Origin of the sequence: Brevibacterium sp. JSBI002 (assembly GCF_026013965.1) — a bacterium.
Taxonomy (GTDB): Bacteria; Actinomycetota; Actinomycetes; order Actinomycetales; family Brevibacteriaceae; genus Brevibacterium.
Genome location: NZ_CP110341.1, coordinates 539,395 through 559,550, shown reverse-complemented (window position 1 = coordinate 559,550; position 20,156 = coordinate 539,395). Strand labels below are relative to the sequence as shown.

Annotated in this window: 20 protein-coding genes; 7 read left to right on the top strand and 13 right to left on the bottom strand. The window is 65.1% G+C overall.

Annotated elements, in window-relative coordinates; translation table 11 throughout:
* The first annotated feature begins 103 nt into the window (after positions 1-103).
* Complete coding sequence (locus LJ362_RS02385) at positions 104-454, top strand: ArsR/SmtB family transcription factor (RefSeq protein WP_264800573.1); 351 nt, start codon at positions 104-106, stop codon at positions 452-454.
* Positions 455-497: 43 nt separating this feature from the next.
* Here the strand turns inward: LJ362_RS02385 and LJ362_RS02380 are convergent, their stop codons facing one another.
* The 5 genes from LJ362_RS02380 to LJ362_RS02360 all read right to left on the bottom strand — a co-directional run bounded on the left by LJ362_RS02380 (position 498) and on the right by LJ362_RS02360 (position 6,575).
* Positions 498-2,780, bottom strand: coding sequence for a helix-turn-helix transcriptional regulator (locus LJ362_RS02380; RefSeq protein ID WP_264800572.1), 2,283 nt, complete (start codon positions 2,778-2,780; stop codon positions 498-500).
* Positions 2,781-2,950: 170 nt separating this feature from the next.
* A complete protein-coding gene (locus LJ362_RS02375) occupies positions 2,951-3,694 on the bottom strand; it encodes a response regulator (protein ID WP_264800571.1) in 744 nt (247 codons plus the stop codon).
* A complete protein-coding gene (locus LJ362_RS02370) occupies positions 3,642-5,375 on the bottom strand; it encodes a sensor histidine kinase (protein ID WP_264800570.1) in 1,734 nt (577 codons plus the stop codon). Before LJ362_RS02370 ends, LJ362_RS02375 begins: the two co-directional genes overlap by 53 nt.
* On the bottom strand, positions 5,375-5,803 hold the full coding sequence (locus tag LJ362_RS02365; RefSeq protein ID WP_062860783.1) for a hypothetical protein: 429 nt from the start codon (positions 5,801-5,803) through the stop codon (positions 5,375-5,377). Before LJ362_RS02365 ends, LJ362_RS02370 begins: the two co-directional genes overlap by 1 nt.
* Before the next feature lie 112 nt (positions 5,804-5,915).
* The gene (locus tag LJ362_RS02360; protein WP_264800569.1) at positions 5,916-6,575 is read right to left on the bottom strand and encodes a TetR/AcrR family transcriptional regulator C-terminal domain-containing protein; all 660 of its coding nucleotides are present in this window, start codon (positions 6,573-6,575) and stop codon (positions 5,916-5,918) included.
* Between the two features lie 272 nt (positions 6,576-6,847).
* On the opposite strand from LJ362_RS02360, the gene LJ362_RS02355 reads away from it, so the two are divergent.
* From LJ362_RS02355 to LJ362_RS02340, 4 genes are all read left to right on the top strand, one after another.
* On the top strand, positions 6,848-7,063 hold the full coding sequence (locus LJ362_RS02355) for a CsbD family protein (RefSeq protein ID WP_101546191.1): 216 nt from the start codon (positions 6,848-6,850) through the stop codon (positions 7,061-7,063).
* A gap of 122 nt (positions 7,064-7,185) precedes the next feature.
* Positions 7,186-8,577, top strand: a complete 1,392-nt coding sequence (locus LJ362_RS02350) for an alpha,alpha-trehalose-phosphate synthase (UDP-forming) (protein WP_264800568.1) — start codon at positions 7,186-7,188, stop codon at positions 8,575-8,577.
* Between the two features lie 38 nt (positions 8,578-8,615).
* The gene (locus LJ362_RS02345; RefSeq protein WP_101546193.1) at positions 8,616-8,921 is read left to right on the top strand and encodes a hypothetical protein; all 306 of its coding nucleotides are present in this window, start codon (positions 8,616-8,618) and stop codon (positions 8,919-8,921) included.
* Positions 8,922-9,167: 246 nt separating this feature from the next.
* Positions 9,168-10,565 carry a cation:dicarboxylate symporter family transporter gene (locus LJ362_RS02340; protein WP_413774240.1) on the top strand — a complete coding sequence of 466 codons (1,398 nt, stop codon included), beginning with the start codon at positions 9,168-9,170 and terminating at the stop codon, positions 10,563-10,565.
* A gap of 162 nt (positions 10,566-10,727) precedes the next feature.
* On the opposite strand, the gene LJ362_RS02335 is transcribed toward LJ362_RS02340, so the two are convergent.
* From LJ362_RS02335 to LJ362_RS02305, 7 genes are all read right to left on the bottom strand, one after another.
* Positions 10,728-11,678: an alpha/beta fold hydrolase gene (locus LJ362_RS02335; RefSeq protein WP_264800567.1), complete on the bottom strand. Its 951-nt coding sequence runs from the start codon at positions 11,676-11,678 to the stop codon at positions 10,728-10,730.
* A gap of 53 nt (positions 11,679-11,731) precedes the next feature.
* The gene (locus LJ362_RS02330; RefSeq protein ID WP_264800566.1) at positions 11,732-12,442 is read right to left on the bottom strand and encodes a TetR/AcrR family transcriptional regulator; all 711 of its coding nucleotides are present in this window, start codon (positions 12,440-12,442) and stop codon (positions 11,732-11,734) included.
* A gap of 48 nt (positions 12,443-12,490) precedes the next feature.
* Positions 12,491-13,513 carry a phosphotransferase family protein gene (locus LJ362_RS02325; protein WP_264800565.1) on the bottom strand — a complete coding sequence of 341 codons (1,023 nt, stop codon included), beginning with the start codon at positions 13,511-13,513 and terminating at the stop codon, positions 12,491-12,493.
* The gene (locus tag LJ362_RS02320) at positions 13,510-14,733 is read right to left on the bottom strand and encodes an acyl-CoA dehydrogenase family protein (protein ID WP_101546198.1); all 1,224 of its coding nucleotides are present in this window, start codon (positions 14,731-14,733) and stop codon (positions 13,510-13,512) included. The genes LJ362_RS02325 and LJ362_RS02320 overlap by 4 nt, the downstream gene beginning before the upstream one ends.
* Before the next feature lie 36 nt (positions 14,734-14,769).
* Positions 14,770-15,777: an NADPH:quinone oxidoreductase family protein gene (locus LJ362_RS02315; RefSeq protein ID WP_264800564.1), complete on the bottom strand. Its 1,008-nt coding sequence runs from the start codon at positions 15,775-15,777 to the stop codon at positions 14,770-14,772.
* 68 nt (positions 15,778-15,845) lie between these two features.
* Entirely contained in the window at positions 15,846-16,628 is a 783-nt protein-coding gene (locus LJ362_RS02310; RefSeq protein WP_264800563.1) for an SDR family oxidoreductase, read from the bottom strand.
* 14 nt (positions 16,629-16,642) lie between these two features.
* Positions 16,643-17,122 (bottom strand): MaoC family dehydratase, encoded by a 480-nt coding sequence (locus tag LJ362_RS02305; RefSeq protein ID WP_264800562.1) that lies wholly within the window; start codon positions 17,120-17,122, stop codon positions 16,643-16,645.
* Positions 17,123-17,302: 180 nt separating this feature from the next.
* On the opposite strand from LJ362_RS02305, the gene LJ362_RS02300 reads away from it, so the two are divergent.
* Positions 17,303-17,629: a hypothetical protein gene (locus tag LJ362_RS02300; protein WP_264800561.1), complete on the top strand. Its 327-nt coding sequence runs from the start codon at positions 17,303-17,305 to the stop codon at positions 17,627-17,629.
* A gap of 23 nt (positions 17,630-17,652) precedes the next feature.
* Here LJ362_RS02300 and LJ362_RS02295 read toward each other — a convergent pair whose 3' ends face one another.
* Positions 17,653-18,459, bottom strand: a complete 807-nt coding sequence (locus tag LJ362_RS02295; RefSeq protein ID WP_264800560.1) for an SDR family oxidoreductase — start codon at positions 18,457-18,459, stop codon at positions 17,653-17,655.
* Positions 18,460-18,607: 148 nt separating this feature from the next.
* Between LJ362_RS02295 and LJ362_RS02290 the strand changes: the two genes are divergently transcribed.
* Complete coding sequence (locus LJ362_RS02290; RefSeq protein ID WP_264800559.1) at positions 18,608-20,155, top strand: AMP-binding protein; 1,548 nt, start codon at positions 18,608-18,610, stop codon at positions 20,153-20,155.
* Position 20,156: the final 1 nt, after the last annotated feature.

Genomic DNA, 20,156 nt, shown 5'->3' with positions numbered 1-20,156 from the left:
GAGTCGGTTCTGCGCCGCGCTGACATGCCGGCGCATTGAAGTTCATCGATACGATGGGACCACAAGGCATCGACAAATGTCAATGTATGGGCATAATGGAGGAATGACCACACAGCCCGCGTTCTCTCCGACCGAGGCGGACGTCTGCTGCCCGTCGCTGACCGTCTCGCCGTTGAGTCTCGACGACGCCCAGGACTTCGCGCGCATCCTCAAAGCAGTGGCCGACCCGACCCGGTTGCGTCTGGTCTCCCTCATCGCCGCGCACGAGCAGCAGGAAGCGTGCGTCTGCGACCTCACCGAACCCGTCGGTCTCGGCCAGCCGACCGTCTCCCACCATCTGAAGATCCTCGTCGATGCCGGGGTCCTGCACCGTGAGAAGCGCGGCGTCTGGTCGTACTATTCGCTCGATGCCACCACGTTGAACCGCCTGTCGGAATTCCTCTCCCCCGGCTGAGGCGGCGCACGGGTAGGACTCTTTCGCCGAGGCGACTCACTCCCTACCGCTGCCGGTGGACGTGCGCCACGGCTTCGGCGCGACTGCGCACGCCGAGCTTGCGATAGAGCGCGGACAGCCGATTCTTCAGCGTCCCGGACACCACTCCGAACTCGCGGGCGATCTGCGCGATCGACTTCGACGAGTCGATCGCGAACAGCAGCGACTGCTCGGCCGGGGTGAGATCGGTCTGGAAGTCCGGGGCCACAGGCGAGGTCTCCGGCAGCTCGAGCAGTCGCCTGCGCAGCTCGGCCGCCCTCACCCCGCCCGGGCCGAATGACCTGGCCACCGCCTCCCACATCGGATGCTCAGCCGACTCGTGCACGAGCGCATGCCTCGCCTCTCGGGTAAGCTGTGTGATCGCCAGCACGGACGACGTGATCGAACAGTAGTCGAGCACATGGACGAACGTCTCGAGCGCTTCGTCTGCACGGCCCTCATGGTGGAGGATGTCAGCGCGCAGCGCCATGGCCGAACTCTTCAGCCTGGGCCCCTGGTCACCGGACAGCGCCTGCCCAGTCGCGCTCCACAGTTCATCGTGCTGGCCGAACACCAGAGCCTGCCGTGCCTTGACGATGGAATATCCAGGGTTCTGCGGGTTCATGCGGTCACCCAGATTCTGCAGCGCCTTCGTCTCCCCCGCGGCAGCCAACACGGAGCTGGCGATGTTCAGGATGCCCGAGAACCGCGTACTCTGTGCGTCGGCCATCGGCAGGAAACCTACTTGTGTGCTCTCCGTCAGCAGCTTCGCCGCTATCGACGCGCGGCCCTGGAAGACATAGTGCAGGCTGCGCACGACGTCGGGAAGAGGCCCGAGGTGTTCGGTCGGCCGTGCGGTGTCGAGCGCGGAGACGATCTGCTCGGCGGCAGCGAGGTCGAGCCGGTCGAGGCTGCGCATCAGCTCAATGCTCAACGCTGTCCGCTCGTCCGGCAGCTCCATCCCAAACCGGGACGCGGCCCCTCGCGCCCGGTCCAGGCTGCGGTCTATCTCCGATCCGTGCCCATGGCCCATCCCGGCCAAGGCGGCCTCAACCAGTCCGGACAGCAGCGGGTGGGGAGAGTTCGGGGTGTAGATCTCGGCGAACTGGACGGTCCGCTGCAGCATCGACATCGCCTCGGGAAAGCGACCGGCCACAATGAGGTTGCGCCCGTGTTCGAGATTGAGTTCGGACTGCAGCATGAGCGTAGGCCCGGGGTGACCTTCGCCGAGGTGGCGCAGTCGATCACGTCCCGCTTTGAGGATGTCCAGCGCAAGTCGGTTCTCCCGGTTCAACCGGTGCGTCCGCGCTTCCAGCGTGGTGAGCACAGCCACCTCGTCGGCTGAGAGCGGCAATGCAGGCTCTGCCCGGAGCAGACCGTGGAGTTCGGGCACGATGATGCTGTCGAAGTCGGTGGCGGCCAGCAGCGTCGGTCCATCGTCTGTGCGAAGCCGCAACCGGGTCGAGTCGATCCGGCGGGCCGCACTGCGGGCCAGGGTGAGGATCGGGTTCGTCGCGATGACATCCTCGGGGACGCTGAGATAGGCCTCGACGGCGGTGGAAGCGTCGAAAAAGACGTTGACCGAGCGGCGAGCCCAGGCTCGTTCGAGGACATGCCAGTTCCGGGTCTCGACGGCGACGTCGACGACTTCAACAAGCCCGGATCGCTCATCCGCACGCATCCGACCGAAGGTGTCGGCGGCGGCCGCACCGAGCGCTTCGCGCGGGTTCTTGCCGGCGAGTCTCGGGTCGATCGCGGTGGTGCGGCGGACGAGCATCCGGATGAGGGCGGGGACAGCGAAGACCTCGTCGGGGCCGGTCGAGATCGTCAACAGGCCCTCATCGATGAGGAAGGAAGTGAGGTCCTCGGCAGTCGCGTTGGCCGTATCGGTCACGTCGGCGGCGACGTATGCGGCGTGGACGAGATCGACCGCCGCCGAGGTGATTCGGGAAGTCCACGAGAAGAGAGTCAGCAGGAAGAGTGCCGCGGATTCCCGGGAGACACCGTCGACGCCGGGTGTGAGTGCGGGCGGGAGCTGTGCATCGATACGGTCGGGGTCGGTGTCGGCAACCGGCACACCTGCGTTCAGGCGTGCCCGCAGGAGGATGTCGGCGATGCGGGTGCGACCACCGGCGCAGGTGAAGAACTGGGTGAGTTCGGACTCGGAGAGGACATCGCTGTGTTCGATCGCTGCGGCGAATTCAGTCTCCGAGTAGGCTCGTGGCCCCCATTGTGCGTCGAATGTCGAGGGCGGTGGGGTCGCCGTCTCGTGTGGGTTTACGGCTCGGTTCGTATGGTCGTCTGTCACTGTCGGGATCTTCTCTGTCGTCTCGCGCGCGCCGAGGTGGCAGCCGGGGAGCTGCGCAGGTGGGCTGGGGATGTGCGTAACTGAGTATGACAGATCTGGTCGGGCCGACCGCATCGTCGAACCTGGCTGTTTCCTTACAGGCGCCACCTCAGCTGGACTGACCCGGCCCCTCACACCCACCGATACTCGTACTCGGGCCTTCCCGGAGTCCCATGTCGAGGCTGCTTGATCGCCTGCTTCGTCGAGACGAGGTGCTCCAGGTACCGACGGACGGTGACCCGGGACAGATCAAGCCGACGCCCCACCTCGGTGGCGGAGACCGGGACGGCAGAATCGCGAACGAATGCGGACACGGCTTCCAAGGTCTCGGCGATCAGCCCCTTCGGCAGGGTCGTCGACGAGACCGACCGCAAGGCGGACAGCGCATTGTCCACCGAGGCCTGAGTCGCCAATGACCCCGAGCCGGTGAGCCCGCGCCGGAACTCGCGCTGGTTCTCCAACTTCTCCCGGAAGGCCGCGAAGGTGAATGGTTTGATGAGGTACTGCGTGATACCCGACGAGATCGCCGATCGGATCACCTGCAGGTGCCGCACCGCGGTGATCGCGATGATGTCAACATCCTGACCGCGCGAGTTCAGGCGCCCGGCAACTTCGAGACCGTGAGAATCCGTGAGGTTCATATCGAGGAGGACGATGTCGACCGGGGTGCCGGCCGCAGCGAGTTCGTCGAAGCGCTCGATCGCCTCATGCCCACCCAGGCACGTTCCGACGACCTCGAACCCGGGCACCCGGGCTACGAAATCCGCATGCGCCTGCGCCGTCATCGGATCGTCTTCGACGATGAGCACCCGCAGCGCGGCATCATCGCTCACGTGAGTCTCCTTCCGCCCCACCCTGACTCGAATCCTCACCATCAGTGGTGTGATTCTCCGAAGAATCGTAGTCGCCGGCCGTGTCGATGTCCCCCAGAGGAAGCGTCACCGTGAAGATCGCACCGCGATCGGAATCGACATCGATATGCCCGCCGAGGCGGCTCACCGCCTGCCGAACCAAAACGAGCCCGAAACCGTGCCGTCCCACTCCCCCGGTCTCGGGTTTCGCCGAGGCGCCGAGATGGAAGAGCGCATCGATGTCTTCCCCCGCAACTCCGGCACCGGAATCGGCGATGGTGATGATGAGCTCCCCGTCAGCGGTGACGAAGTCCGCCCACACGTGCTTCTCATCCGAGTCCGCGACCGCGTCGAAAGCATTGTCGAGAAGATTGCCGGCAACGGTGACGAGGTCGCGAGCGTCGAGTCGTTCGGGAGGGAGTTCGCCGGTGGCGGTGACGGTCAGTTCGATGCCGCGCTCATTGGCCTCCGCGGCCTTGCCGATCATGAGCGCGGTGATGAATGGCTCGTCGAGGGAGGCGACGAAGGAATCTGTCAGCCGCTGCGATTCCTGCTCGTCCTTGACCGCGAAGTCCAGCGCCTCCTGCACCCGGCCGAGCTCGATGAGAGTGGAGACCGTGTGCAAACGGTTGGCATGTTCATGAGTCTGCGCACGCAGGGCCTCGGACAGAGTAGTCATCGTTGCCAGCTCACCGGTGAGCTCCTGGATGTCCGTGCGATCGCGCAGGGTCGCGACCGTTCCGCCTTCATCGCGCCCGCCGCGCGGCTGCCGGGCCTGCTTCTGGCTGATGACGAGGACACGGTCCTCGGTGAAGTGGATCTCGTCGACAGCGACCCGACCGGTTGTCAGAAGGTCACGGACGGATTCGGGCAGAGCCACCTCGGCGAGGGAGATCGGCGTCGATTCCTCCACCTTGGGCAGACCGAGCAGGGACGCAGCCTCATCGTTGTAGAGGACGAGCCGACCGGAATCGTCGGCGAGGATGAGACCTTCGCGCAGGGAATGCAGAGCCGAATCGTAGAACGCGAACAGCCGACGCAGCTCCTCGGGACCATAGCCGAGGGTGACTCGGCGCAGGTAGCGGGCGAGCAGCCAGGAGCCGAGTCCGCCGAGGGCGAGCGCGGCCAGGCCGACGAGGATGATCTGCGGCAGGGAGGCCGCCTGCGCGACCGACAGGGTCTCGAGAGTCACGCCGACGGCGACCATGGCAGTGACCTCGCCATCGGCGTCCGTGATCGGCACGATCGCGCGCACCGAAGGCCCGAGCGTGCCCACGTACTCTTCGGTCTGGGTCTGCCCTGCCCGGGCTTTTGCAGTGCTGCCGAGGTAGGTCTTGCCCAGCTGATCTGTGTCCGGGTGGGTGTAGCGGGTACCGTCGCGGTCCATGATCGTCACGAAATCCACCTCGGCGAAATCGATGACGGTCAGTGCAAATGGATGCAACCGAGCGGAGGGATCGTCCCCGGTCACAGCCTCGGTGACGAAGGGGTCATGGGCCAGCGTCTCCGCGATGGACAGCACCCGTTCGCCGGCAGCGTGCCGGATGTTCTTCAGCGTCGTCACGTAGCTCGTCACAGACAGAGCGGTGCAGACGATGACGATGAGGACGAGCTGGACGAGGAAGAGGCGCCTCGCCAGGGTTCCGCCTCGGCGAGCCCGGAATCGCTCCCGGCCCCGCCATGGAGGGGCCGGGAGAGACGCCATTACTTCTTAACGCTCTTCTTCTTCTTCTTGCTGCCGCCGGAGAGGAGGAGGGCCAGGCCGATTGCGGCCAGCCAAGTGTCCTTGGCCACTGCGGTGCCGTCCTCGGACGGGCGGATGCCGTCGTCCTTGGTCATCGAATCGATGGAGAAGTAGTTCGCGACGAGGCCGGCGGCGAATGTCGTCAGCGCGGCACCGGCGATGCGGGTAGGCACGAACGGCAGCAGCAGGGCGGAGCCGACAGCGATCTCACCATAGGACAGGAACTTCCCGAACTGGGCGGGGGTCATGTTCTCGACCATGGGCACACCGTTGGCGGCCATCTGCTGGAGTCCGGCCGCGGATTCCTCGTCGAGACCGAGCTTGCCGATGCCCGAGTTGAGGATGAATGCGCCGGGAACTGCGCGCAGAAGTGCGGTGCTGAGTTTCATATCCTGCTCCTTTGTAAACGGATCGTCACTGAGCCAAGACTATCCGTGAGGGCGCAGGCACGCCACAGCTCACGCCCCGCAGCGTGGATCGGGAACAGCCAGAGGGGAAGATCTACTTGTCTCTGCTCGTGCGGATGCGCTCGATGAGGTCATCGAGCGCATCGTCGAATTCGCGCTGCGTATGGTCTTCCCTCAGAAGATCCTGGAGACGCTGGACCGTCGGGTACTGCCCCAGATCCGTCTCCGCTGACGCTTCACCGTCTTCGTCCCCGATGGCTTCCGGGGTCAGAGAGGCGGCATGGAGGAGGAGCGCTCCGACGAGGAAGCTCGTGAATGACTTGTACGCAGCCACGGCGTCCCTGTCAGAGAAGCCGAAGCGCTGCAGCGACGACAGGAATTCCTCGACCCAGCGCACGCTGCGCAGCGGCGGTCGAAGCCAGGGAGCCGCGGGCGGTTGAGTGGCGATGAGCGGGAAGATCCGCGGGTGGCCGATGGCGAGCTTGCGCGTGGCATTGGCCACTCGCTGCAGGTACTCTTCCCAAGAGTGAGCGTCCTCGGTCATGAGTTCGTCGTCGAAGAGACCGTCGATGAGCTCGTCGACCATGGCTTCGAGAAGATCCCCCCGCCCCGAAACATGCCGATACAGTGCCATCGCCTCTACGTCCAAGGCCGTTCCGAGGCGACGCATCGTGAGCTCGCTGAGACCGCAGGCGTCGACGAAGGCGATCGCCGACTCGACGACCTGTGCACGATCAAGTCGCTGCTGCACCACGCGCGCCTCCCTTTCCTCGTCGGAGATGTCTCAGACCGGGCGGATTTCACCGTCAGTCTACCCGCTTGATCCGACGCGTCGAGAGATCCCCTGATACCGCGATTACACTGTAAACTCTTCATGGATGACTAAGCTATCACCCCCATCGACCACCCGACTCGCCAGATCTATTGCGGAGCGAAAGCCCGGTCTGCTAGGTTGATTACGCCGTAAACATGAATAGCGCTCGACAGAGCAGTACGTCCACCCCGATCTCTGCGAAAGGACGAATCATGGATTCTCATGACAAGACCGACAAGGTCTCTGACAAGGCTGAAGAGCTCAAGGGCAAAGCGAAGACCGCTGCAGGCAAGGTCACCGACGACAAAGGCCTCGAAGCCGAAGGCAGGACGGACGCGGCCAAGGGCAAGATCAAGCAGGTCGGCGACGACACCAAGGACTCGCTGAAGGGCGTCAAGGACTCGCTCAAGGACTCACCGGAGGACTGAGGGACGCGGCTGGAGGGCGGAGGCACTGTCCGCCTCCGCCCTTCGGCCATGCTTTCAGATCTCATGCCCCAGAAGTCGGCGTGCCGGTACGATCCGTCCCGGCGGCACGAGAAGAAGAGAAGATGATGGGAACTGACCGCCATGCTTTCGTCGTGGTGGCCAATCGCCTCCCCGTCGACCGCATCGACGGGGCGTGGGAAGCCTCGCCCGGCGGGCTGGTCTCAGCCGTGGCTCCCGTGGTGCGCGAGCAAGCCGGAGCCTGGGTCGGCTGGGCGAACACACATGACGACAGCCTCGAGCCCTTCGACTTCGACGGGATGAGCCTCGTCCCCGTCTCGCTCAGCCAAGACGAACATCAGCAGTACTATGAGGGATTCTGCAACGCTACTCTATGGCCGCTGCACCACGACCTCATCGTCGCGCCGCAGTACCACCGCTCATGGTGGCGGGCCTATCGGGAAGTCAACGCCCGATTCGCACAGGCCGCGGTCGAGGCCGCCGAGACTGGGGCGACAGTCTGGGTACACGATTACCACCTCCAGCTCGTACCGGCGATGATCCGCGCTCAACGACCGGACATCCGGATCGGATACTTCTGCCATATTCCGTTCCCTCCCGTCGAGCAGATGGCCCAGCTGCCCTGGCGTGACGAGATCCTCCGCGGCCTGCTCGGGGCCGATGTCATCGGTCTCCAGCGAGAGGCCGATGCCGCTAAGGCCCGCCAGGCTATGCAGAAGCTGCTGGGCATGGATCCCGAGGAACTTCGCGGCCGAGTCGGCTCGTACCCGATCTCAATCGACGTCGAGGAGATCCGGGCCGCGACCGACTCCCCGGCGGTACAGGAGATGGCCCGATGCTTTCGCCGTGACCTGGGCGATCCCGCCACTCTCATGATCGGGGTGGATCGCCTCGACTATTCGAAGGGAATCCTGCACCGGCTGTGGGCTTTCGAGGAGCTGATCGACGACGGACTGCTCGATGCGCAGGGAACCTGTCTCGCGCAGATCGCGGTCCCCTCTCGCGAAGGCGTGCGCGCCTACCAGGACCTGCGCGACGAGGTCGAACATACGGTCGGGCGCATCAATGGGAGGTTCTCCACTCTCGGCGGCGATGTCATCCGCTACTCCCACCACTCACATTCGACAGAGGAAGCCGTCGCCCTGTACCTGGCCGCCGACATCCTGCTCGTCACCTCCCTGCGGGACGGGATGAACCTCGTGGCCAAGGAATTCGCCACTGCCCGCCGAGGCAGGGGCGGTGCACTCGTCCTCTCCGAATTCGCAGGAGCCGCCGAAGAACTCGACCAAGCCATCATCGTCAATCCCTATGATCGGGCCGGCCTGAAGGCGGCCATCCATCACGCGGCCACGCTCAGCGAAGACGAGGCCCGGAGGCGCATGGATGCGATGGCCGACACTGTCGCCGCCTTCGACGTCCGCCGCTGGGCGCAAGCTTTCCTCCAGGACCTCCGAGACCCAGCATCTGCGGCGGCTCTGTCGCCCAGCGACTGGTGACACCGACCATTCTGACCGACCTACCCCAGGAGATCACTTTGTACACGATGCTCAACAACCAGGAATCCTCGAAGTACGACCTCTACCTTCCCGGCAGACTCGTGGCCGCGCTCCATTACAAACTCGAGCCTGATGCCAATGAGGTCATGTTCATCTACTGCGAAGCTATCGAGCCGATGCAGGCGGATCAGCACCGCCGAGAGCTCATGCGCCGCGCTGTCGAAGACGCGAAGAGCCGACGCCTCAAGCTCACCATCACCTGCCCCATCGGCCTCAAGGCCCTCGAGCAGCGGGCACCGCGTGCCGATGCCGATCACCAGCACGCGGAGGAGCCGCAGGCCTGACTCTCGCCGGCCCGACCTTCGCCGGCCCGTCCTCCCTGGCCTGATCCTCCCGGGCCGATCTTCTCCGGCCGAGCCCCCGCCTCGGCGGGCGCCTCGTTCCTCCTGTGAACACTATGAACGCAACCGAGACACCCGTCACACCGGCTGACACAGTTGTCGGGTACATCACCACCGCGGCCAGTCGTCGCGCGCGTTCGCACCCACCGACGGGTGAGTTCGCGGACATCATTTGGAGGAATCATGGCAATGTCGCCACAGCAAGTAGGCGGGCCCGCGAGTACGGGCAACGCCACCGCAGCGGCCACCGATCAGGGCGCCCCGCAGCGGAAGAAGGATCGCACTCACTGGCTCTACATCATGGTCATCGTGGCCGTGTTCGCCGGCGCCGCCATCGGGCTCATCGCCCCGGAGGCGGGAATCGCACTCGAACCCCTGGGCAAGGCATTCGTCGCACTCATCAAGATGATCATCGCCCCGGTCATCTTCTGCACCATCGTCCTCGGCGTCGGTTCCGTGGCGAAGGCGGCCACCGTCGGCAAGGTCGGCGGTCTGGCACTCGTCTACTTCCTGATCATGGCGACCTTCGCCCTGGTCATCGGCCTCGTCGTCGGCAACTTCATCCACCCCGGCGACGGACTCCACCTCCAGCCCTATGAAGAGGCCGCCGGCGGCGAGGAAGGCGGAATGGTCGGCTTCCTCATGAGCCTCATCCCCGGTGACATCCCGGTTCTGCCGACCCTCGTGCTCGCGCTCCTCGTCGGCTTCGCCCTGCAGTCGATGGGCAAGGCCGGCGAGCCCGTCCTCAACGGCATCAAGCACATCCAGGCCGTCGTCTTCAAGCTCATGATGATGATCATGTGGGCCGCTCCCATCGGCGCCTTCGGTGCGATCGCTGCGGTCGTCGGCAAGACCGGCTGGGCCGCGATCGGAGCGATGGCGACCCTCATGGGCGCCTTCTACCTCACCTGTGCGCTCTTCATCGTCATCGTCCTCGGCGGTCTGCTCAAGATCGTCACCGGTCTGAACATCTTCCTGCTGCTGAAGTACCTGGCCCGTGAGTTCCTGCTCATCTTCTCCACCTCGTCGTCCGAGTCGGCCCTGCCGCGCCTCATCGCGAAGATGGAGCACGCCGGAGTCTCGAAGCCCGTAGTCGGCATCACCGTGCCCACCGGCTACTCGTTCAACCTCGACGGCACCGCCATCTACCTGACCATGGCGTCGCTGTTCGTGTCCTCGGCCATGGGCATGCCGATGTCGATCCCCGAGCAGATCTCGCTGCTCGTGTTCATGATCATCGCCTCGAAGGGCGCCGCCGGCGTCACCGGTGCGGGCCTGGCCACCCTGGCCGCCGGTCTGCAGTCGCACCGCCCCGAGCTGCTCGACGGAATGGGCGTCATCGTCGGCATCGACAAGTTCATGTCCGAGTGCCGTGCCCTGACGAACTTCACCGGCAACGCCGTGGCCACGCTGCTCATCGGCAAGTGGACCGGCGAGATCGACATGGACCAGGCCCGCGCCACCCTGTCCGGTCAGGACCCGTTCGACGAGCTCTCGCTCGAGCCTGACGTGCACGGTGCGTCGACCGAGTCGTCAGCCCCGGCTGCTCGCGACGAAGGCGAAAAGGAGAAGGTCGCCGTCAGCTGACCTTCGGACAGCTCCGAAACACCACCACGGGTGCCGTCGTCCTCATCGTGAGGATGCCGGCACCCGTGGTGTTTCGTCTCCCCTCGCCGAGGCGCCTGTGTCGTCGGGACAGCTGTGCAGTCGGGACGCCATCTCCAGGTCCACTTCGGCCACGAAACGCAGTCAATCGGCAGATTCTCGAGCCATTTCGATCACCGTGGCCGCAATGTCCTCCGGATGCGATTCCGGCAGCCAGTGGGAGGCCCCTTCAAGCGGGACAAAACGATAAGGACCCTCGACGTAGCGAGCGCTGAACTCTGCGGTTGCGCGGGAAAAGGCAATATCCTCGCTGCCCCAGATGAAGCTCGTGGGCACCGTGATGGGAGTGCTCGGCGTCCGATCACTGCCGTCCATCGCTTGGTAGTACTTGAGCACGGACAGAAAAGCCCCTGGCTCACTGAATCGAGCAACATAGGAGGCTGCGAGGTCGTCGGGGACGGCTCCGCCGTAGAGATCGACCAGTCTCTTCCCGTCATCGCGCAGCAACGTTCGGGCCACTCCTTCCGGGTGGTCTTGGATCGAGCGCATATAGCCCATGCGTTCGTACTGGTCGTCGTCCGTCTTCAGCTGTCTGCCCAGTGCTCTGGGGTGTGGAGTCGACACGATGGTGCAGGTGTGCAGGCGCTGCGGGTGGTTCGCGGCAAAGGGCCAAGCGACCAGTCCGCCCCAATCATGACCGACGAGGTGGAATCGTTCGAGCCCCGCCGCGCGGGAGACGTCGTCAAGGTCGGCGACCAGGTGCGCAATTGCGTACTCCCCCACCGATTCGGGGCGCACTCCTGGCGAATATCCTCGTTGGTCATAGGCGAACACCCCCATCCCCTGTGCGAGGAGCAGGCCAGCAGTCCTCTCCCAGCAGGAAGCGTATTCCGGCCACCCGTGCAGAAGGATCGCCTCACCGAGGTCGGGTTCCGGGTGCGTCGGCGTCGCCCGGAAAGCGGCGAACTCCCCTTGGTCGGTGGACACCGTCAGCGCCTCGGCGTCGGCGGTCGCCGGCAGCTCTGCCAAGCGCGCGGCCACCGAGGCGTTGTCGAACGGGGCACCGCTGAAGGGCTGAGACGTCGCAGTTGTCATGGATCGGCCTCCTCGCTGATCAAGGTCCCTCGATTATCGGCTCTGCTCAGCGGTCATTGCTGGGCGCTAGGTGCCTGGGGATTGCGACGTGAACCGTCGGTGGGGATGCCCAGCGCGTTGACCCACAGTTTCGTCGCGGTCTCCACGAGCAGTTCGTCGCTGCCCCAGTCCGGTTCCTCGACCGCATATTTGAAGTACGCCATCCGCCCGACCATCGCTGACAGCGCCCGGGCGGACATGAGGGGGTCGAGACTCGGGTCGACATACCCTTCGTCCTGAAGCTTTCGGATCCACCGGCAGTTCCGTCTGGAGAAGGCCCGCGCCCGGTCGAGGCGCAGTCGACGGAAGTTCGCGTCAATCGCGGCGACCTGTTCGAGCAGGAGCATCAGCTTCGCGTTGCGCTTATACGACTCGATGTATGCACGGTGTCCGGCTCGCAGCTGCTCGATGACGGTGCGCTCTTCGTCGCCGCTGTGCGGCGGGCCCGGGTGGAGCATGTCTTCCTGGGCTTCGCTGAGCACAGCAGCGAAAGCCTGCTCCTTGCTGTCGAAGTAGGTGTAGAACGTGCCTGTGGAGCACTTGGCCTCTTTGGTGATGTCGGTCAGCCGAGAATCGATGAAGCCATCACGTTCGAACACGACTCGAGCGGCCGCGACCAAGGCCGCTCGGGTGCGGGTTCCCCTCGTGGTCGTCGGGAGATCGCGCAGGAGCGCGGTATCCACGAGCGTGGGGAGATCCTCAGCTGAGCCTTCGGTCGTCGACATGACAGCCAATCCTACAATCCATTTCTCGGGCACGGGCAGAGTGCAAGCTCATGAGGTCAGCCCGCTCTCCTGCGCAACAGCCCATCCCTGATCGATGATCGCCTGGACGTCGCGGGCCGTGGGCACGCCGTGGGCAGCGGCGTTCGCAGGGTTGTCCGCGACGCGGCGACGGACGCCTTCGGCGATGATCGCGATCTTCCACAGCCCCAGTGTGTGCCAGAAGCCGAGCGTTCGCTTGTTGCGACCCGAGACAGCCAGGTATTCGGCAGAGATCTCGTCGCGGGTCGGGAATCCGTCCACTGCAGTCGGGGCGCCGTCGGGCACCTCGCCGGCCTGCGTCCAATACGCCAAGGAGCTGCCCACATCGGCCAGCGGGTCACCCAGTGTCGCCAGTTCCCAATCGAGCACTGCTCGGATGTCACCGGTGGCGCTGTCGATGATGACGTTACGGATGTGGAAGTCACCATGGACCAGAGTGATCTCGCCAGGCTCAGGCAGGTGCTCGGTCAGCACCGTCGTGAGAGCGTCGAGATCGGGGCGGTCTTGGGTCCGGCTCTCCTCGAGTTGGCGGCTCCACCTCTTCAGCTGCCTCAGCGCATAGGGCTTCCGAGACGCCAGGTCGCCCAAGCCGACAGCGTCGATGTCGACGGCGTGGATCTTCGCCAGGGTCCGAGCGAGTTCGAGGCCGAGACGTCTGCGCGCCTCGGTGCTGAGCTTTCGGGCGGCCTCCTCGTCGTCGATGACGGTTCCCTCGACGTGTTCCATGATGACCACGGGGACATCAGCGACTGCGGAATCCTCGCAGACACCGAGGGTGGCTGGGACCGGCACTCCGGTTGCCTGGAGTGCGGAGATGATCCGATGCTCCCGGGCCACGTCATGGGCCGACGCGAGGAGGTGCCCCAGCGGGGGACGACGGGCGATCCACGACCGCCCCGCCTCGTCGTCGATGCGGTAGGTGAGGTTCGACTGCCCCTGCCCCACACGGGCTGCGCGGAGCGAACCGGTCACCGGCTCGCCAGCGTCCCGTATCCATCTCGCCAGGCTCGGCAGGTCGAGTTCGACGCTCATCGGGACTCCCGTGCGTTCTTCCTCCGTCGCAGTTCACGCCGCGCGATCGACCGTTTGTGCACCTCGTCGGGACCATCGGCCAATCGTAGTGTGCGCTGATGGGCGTAGAAGCTGGCCAACGGAAAATCGTCGGTGACTCCGCCGCCGCCGTGGACCTGGATCGCCCGGTCGATGATCGTCAGCGCCATGTTCGGGGCCTTGACCTTGATGGCCGCGATCTCCGTGGCCGCTTCCTTGTTGCCGACGGTGTCCATCATCCACGCGGCCTTGAGCACGAGGAGGCGGGTGGCTTCGATCTCGACGCGTGCCTCGGCGATCCAATCCTGGATGTTCGCCCGATCTGCCAGCGGCTGACCGAAGGTGACTCGTTCCTGGGCACGATCGATGAGCAGGTCGAGGGCCCGTTCGGCCATCCCGATCGAGCGCATGCAGTGGTGGATGCGGCCCGGACCCAGCCGGGCTTGGCTGATGGCGAATCCGTCGCCCTCGCCCGACAGCAGCGCAGTCTTCGGCACTCGCACATCGTCGAAGATGATCTCTGCGTGGCCTTCCCGGTCGAGGTAGCCGAACACCGGCAGTCCCCGGACCACGGTGATGCCGGGAGTGTCTTTGGGGACGACGAGCATCGACTGCTGTCGGTGGGCCTCGGCGTTCGGGTCGGTCTTGCCCATGACGATGAAGACCTGACAGTTGGCGTGCAGAGCGTTCGAGGCGAACCATTTCCGCCCGTTGAGCACATAGTCGTCTCCGTCCGAGGCAATACTCATCTCGATGTTCGTCGCATCGGAGCTCGCCACCGCCGGTTCGGTCATGCAGAACGCTGAGGCGATCTCACCGTTGAGCAGCGGTTTGAGCCACTTCTCCTTGTGTTCGTCGGTCCCGAAGAGCGCAAGGACCTCCATATTCCCGGTATCGGGTGCGTTGCAGTTGATGGCCTCGGGGGCGATCTCCGCACTGCGTCCTGTGATTTCGGCAAGATGCGCGTACTGAAGGTTCGTCAGTCCTGCTCCCCATTCGTCGTACGGCAGAAACAGGTTCCACAGTCCTTGGGATCGAGCCTCACGCTTGAGGTCTTCGAGGACGGGCGGGTGGAAGTTCGGGTCCCCAGCCTCGGCCCGTTGCCGGTGGTAGACCGGTTCCGCGGGGTAGACGAAGTCGTCCATGAAGGCGTTGAGTCTGGATTGGTAGTCGCGGGTCGTCTCATCTGGTGCGAAGTCCATAGTTCCTGCTTTCTCGGTGAGGGGGTGTATGCGGTGTCAGCTCTGGTGATCATGGGCACCGGCGCCGCCGGTCTCTCCTCTGACTTCGAGGACGACCTTGCCGCGCACGGATCGGGAGTCGATGAGCTCGAGGGCCTCCTGCGCCCTTTCCAACGGGAGCACGCTGTGAATGACGGGATCGAGTGCCCCTGAACTCAGATGCGGCCACAGCGTGTCCCACTGGGTGGCGACCATCCCCGGTCGTCCGGCCAGTGCCGCGCCCCACCCCACTCCGGCCACGGAGATGTTGTTCAACAGCAGACGGTTGACCTTGACTTCGGGGATGGATCCTGCGGTGAATCCGAGGACCAGAAGAGTGCCGAAGGTCTTCAGTGTGCGCAGGGAATCGGTGAACCGGTCACCGCCGACCGGGTCGGCGACGAGGTCGACACCGCCAGGGAGCAGGTCCTTGACCGTGTCTTTGAACCTTTCGGCCAAGACCACATGAGAAGCGCCGAGGCTGCGCACCGTCTCCGCCTTCTCCTCCGTCGAGACCACGCCCACGACTTCTCCGCCGTAGGCGCGGGCGACCTGGACGAGGGCGCTGCCGAGTCCGCCTGCGGCGCCGTGGACGAGGACCGTCTGACCCGGTTCGAGTCTCCCGCGCACGCGCAGCGCGAAGTCCGCGGTCAGGAGGTTCATCGGCATTCCTGCTCCTGCGGTCAGCGATACGGACTCCGGAAGCGGGAGGACGCTGGCGGCCGGGACGACGATGGACTCCGCGTAGGCCCCCGTATTCGCCACCCCGACGACGCGGTCGCCGACGCTGAGACCGGTGACGCCTTCGCCCAGCTCACGCACGGCTCCGGCGATTTCCGACCCCACTGTGTAGGGCAGCGGCGGCTGCATCTGGTACTGCCCGCGAGATTGGAGCAGTTCGGGGAAGGTCACGCCGGCATAGGCGACGTCGATGAGGACCTCGCCAGGCCCGGGTGTCGGAGTCTCGACGTCGCGCAGTTCGAGGGAGCCGGGGCCGTCGGTGGCTCTCAGCTGCATTGCTCTCATGATGGTCGGGGGTCCTTTCGTTTGGGTTCGCCACGTGGGTGATGCTGTCAGGGCGGTCGTCGGGGACGTCAGAGACGAGACGAGGCGACGACACCGCCGTCGACGGCGATCGTCTCTCCCACGACGTAGTCGCCGGCCCGAGAGGCGAGGTAGGCCGCGACTCCGGCCATGTCCTCACTGGTGCCGATTCGTCCTGCCGGGATCTTCGTCTTCACCTCGTCGCCGTGGTCGCGAGCGTCCTTGTTCATCTTCGTGCCGAAGGCCCCGGGAGCGATGCCGCTGACGATCACTCCGTCCGGGGCCAGCCGGGAGGCCAAGCGTTTGGTCAGGTGGATCACCCCGGCCTTGGACGCGTGGTAGCTGTAGGTCTCAAGCGGATTGGGTCGGATACCGTCGATGGAGGCGACGTTGATGACCTTGGCGAGGTGGCTCCCGGAGGTCGCGGCGGCCCGCAGGTCGGGCGCGAGTGCCTGCGTGAGGAAGAACATCGCCTTGAGGTTGAGGTCCATGACCTTGTCCCACCCGTCCTCCGGGAACTCGTCGAACGGCGCACCCCAGGCGGCACCGGCGTTGTTGACGAGGATGTCCAGACTCGTCTCGTGCTCACGGAGCCGGGCCACCACCGAGGCGAGTCCCTCTTTCGTCGAAATGTCTCCGGGCAGGGACACGCAGGCCCCCTGTTCGGACAGTTCGGCGGCGGTCGCGTCACAGGCCTCGGACTTGCGGGCGGTGATGTAGACGCGCACGCCCGACTGCACGAATCCCTCGGCGATCATCCGGCCGATTCCGCGCGAGCCGCCGGTGATCAGCGCACTGCGCCCTCTCAGCGCAAACAGTGTCGACATGTCCATGGAAACTCCCTTGTTCAGATGTCTGCGTCGTGTTCGGTGAAGTAGCCGATCGATTCGGCGACGCAGATCGGCTTCTCGATCCCCTCGGCTTCGAAGATCTGAGTGGTGGTCACCTGTGCGGACCCGGTGCCGCGTGCATCGACAGCTGAGACCGTCGCCCGCATGCGCACCTTTGAACCCACTGGTCGAGGCTGCGGGAATCGCACCTTGCCGTAGCCGTAGTTGAGACTGTGCGCGAATCCGTCGAACGCCATGAGCTCCTCCATGAACCCCGGCCCCAGCGACAGGGTGAACAGTCCATGACCGATCGTGCCGCGGAAGGGACCAGCGGCAGCACGTTCCTCATCGACGTGGATCCACTGGTGGTCGTTCGTCAGGTCGGCGAATGAGTTGATGTCGTCCTGGATCAGCGTGTGCCAGCTGGTCGGACCGAGTTCCTCACCGACGAGCGATTCAAGGTCGGCGATGGTCGTGGGCCTGATGGGAGTCGTCATTGTCTGCCTTTCGGTGGGTGAGACGGGTCACGCGCGGTCCGTGAAACCCGAATCATCATCGTATTTGAAATTGAGTTCAGATTCACTATTCCGAGACTAGCCGTGTGTGATGGGTCACTTCAAGGCGGAACAGAACCAAGCCTCACGGCGCTCTTCGCGGTCTCGATCAGCGTGGCCAGCGTGTTCCAGTCACTCATCTACGCCCCGATCGCCGCGTACTTCGGCGAATTGTTCGCCCCGCAGATCCGCTTCTCCGCGGTCTCTCTGGCCTATCAGCTCAGCGCGATCGTCGTGTCGGGCTCGACGCCCATCGTCATGACGTGGCTGATCGCGAAGATGGACGGATCGACGCTGGGGATCACGCTGTTCGTGTGTGCGATGGCCCTGATCACCGTCGTGTCAACGCTGGCACTGAAGGAGACGAACCCGAAGTCCGTCAGGCAGTCTCCGACGGCAGTACCAGGTGAGCATCTTCGCGCGGAGGCCGTCGAGGTCCATCCTGCATAGTCGGCCCAACCCGCGCAGTCAGCTCAGCTCGCAGCGCCGCTGTCACGCAGCTTTGCCTGGTAGCGGCGCATCCCGCGGATCCACCGATCGTAGTCCGAGCCCTTCATTCGGTGCATGTCGAGGACCTCAGGATGGGGCAGAATGAGGAAGGTCTCGGCTTCGACGGCGGCCATGACAGCCTTGGCGACGTCCGCCGGCTCGAGAACGGTGCCGGCCTCGGATACGGCACGTTGGGCGGCGAGTTGCTCTGCGGTCATGGAACTGGGGTCTTCTCCCCATAGGATCTTGGTGTTCACTCCCATCGGGGCGAGCACGGATACGCCCACTCCCTCGTCGCCGTAGGTCACCGACAGCCATTCGGCGAAGGCGAGCGCGGCGTGCTTGGTCACCGAGTAGCCGGCCTGGCCGATCTGTGTGAGCAGTCCCGCCGCCGAGGCGCTGGCCACGAAATATCCTTCCCCGCGGGTCTGCCACCGGGGTACGAGCCGTTCGGCGGCGCGGATGTGCGCCCGCAGGTTGACATCGAGGATGCGGTCCCAGTCGTGTTCGCCGCCGATTCCGGGGGCTCCGGCAATCCCGGCATTGGCGAAGTAGAGATCGACGTCGCCGAGTTCCCGGCTCGCAGCGGCCAGCAGATCGTCGACCCCGGCCGCCGTGGAGGCGTCCCCGATCCAGTGCGGCTGACCCAGTTGCGCCGCACTGTCCGTGACCGCCTCGGCGAGGTCGGCAAGCAGCACCCGGGCTCCACGCTCATGCAGTGCCCTGGCCAGTGCCGCCCCGATTCCTGATGCGGCCCCGGTGACGACGGCAGTGCGTCCCTCGATCTCCATAGTCCTCTTCCTCTCCGGCGCACCCCGTTGTGTCCGAAACGCGGCCGACCTATAGTTGAACCTGTACTCAGTTTCAAGTATTTCAGCATCCACATATTGCTGTCGAGCCCCGCGCGGGCCCGTCCACGTCGTGATCCGAAGGAGTTTCATGACCACGAATTCGCGCACATCGATCATCGATCTGCTCACCCCTTGGGCGGAGAAGGACCCGGAGTCCGTCGCAGCGGCCACGCCGCCGGGACCAGATCGGGTGACGCTGTCGAAGGTGCGCCTCCTCGGCGAAATCGGTGCTGCGCGTGACCGCTACCTCACTGCGGATGTCCGCACCGGCGATCGGATCGTGCTCATTGCGCCCAGCTGCCCGGAGTTCCTCATCGAGTTCTTCGGTGCGCACGCTGCCGGGTTGGTGGTCGTCGCCGTCAATCCGCTCTCGACGGTCAGGGAGCTCGACTACATCCTCACCGATTCCGAAGCCCGCGTACTCGTGGCTCATCCAGCCTCGGCCGAGGCGGGGAAGGCTGCGGCCGCACAGCATGACGTCGAGTTCCGCACCCTGCCCGTCGTCGGCGATGAGGGCCCCCGCGCCGAGGTGGGTGCTGAGTCCGATGTCACCGTCGATCGTGCCGATTTCGCGTGGGACGACGTCGTCGCGCTCCTCTACACCTCGGGCACGACGGGCAAGCCGAAGGGGACGATGCTGACCTTGGGCAATCTCATTTCGGCGAGCGATATCGTCCGGGAGATGATCGAGGCCACGCCCTCCGACCGGTCCGCGACCGGCCTGCCGCTCTTCCACGTGTTCGGTCTGGCGGCCGTCACCCTGCCGGCGATGAGTGCCGGTGCGCCGGTGACCCTTTTCCCCCGTTGGGATCCGCAGGCCTTCATCGATTCGCTCTCCGAGGATGAGACGACCATCGTCTCCGGCGTTCCGACGATGTGGATGTCGGTGCTGGCGAAGGCCCCCGAGGGCGACGCACCGGACCTGCGCATCATCAGCTCGGGTGGCGCCTCGATCGCCGCGGAGGTGGTCCGTCGAGTCGAGGATCGCTTCACGGCGCCGCTGGCGGAGGGCTACGGGCTCACGGAGACGTCCGGGCTGGGTACGTTCAATCCGCTGCATGGGACAAGGAAGCCCACGAGTGTCGGTCCGCCGGTGCCCGGGTTCGAGGTCAAGACCGTCGACCCCACCAGCGGCGATGAGCTGCCTGCCGATGAGGTGGGTGAGGTGCTGCTGCGTGGGCCCGCGGTCATGGCCGGCTATTGGAAGAAACCCGAGGCCACCGCCGAGGTCCTCGATGCCGAGGGCTGGTTCCGCACGGGCGACCTCGGCCGGGTGGATGAGGACGGGTATCTCTTCATCGTCGACCGTATCAAGGACCTCATCATCCACGGCGGATACAACGTCTACCCGCGCGAGGTCGAGGAGGTCATCTATGAGATCCCCGAGGTCGATCAGGTCAGCGTCGTAGGCACTCCGGATGAGAAGTATGGTCAGCAGGTCACCGCTGTCATCGCCCGCACTCCAGGTTCCGACCTCGACGCCGATGAGGTCGAGCGGTTCTGCCGGGAGAATCTCGCCGCCTATAAGATCCCGCGGATCATCGAGTTCCTCGACGAACTTCCCAAAGGGCCCAGCGGCAAGATCCTCAAACGCGAGATCGTGCGCATGTTCACCCCGAGCACCGAGGCACGCTGAG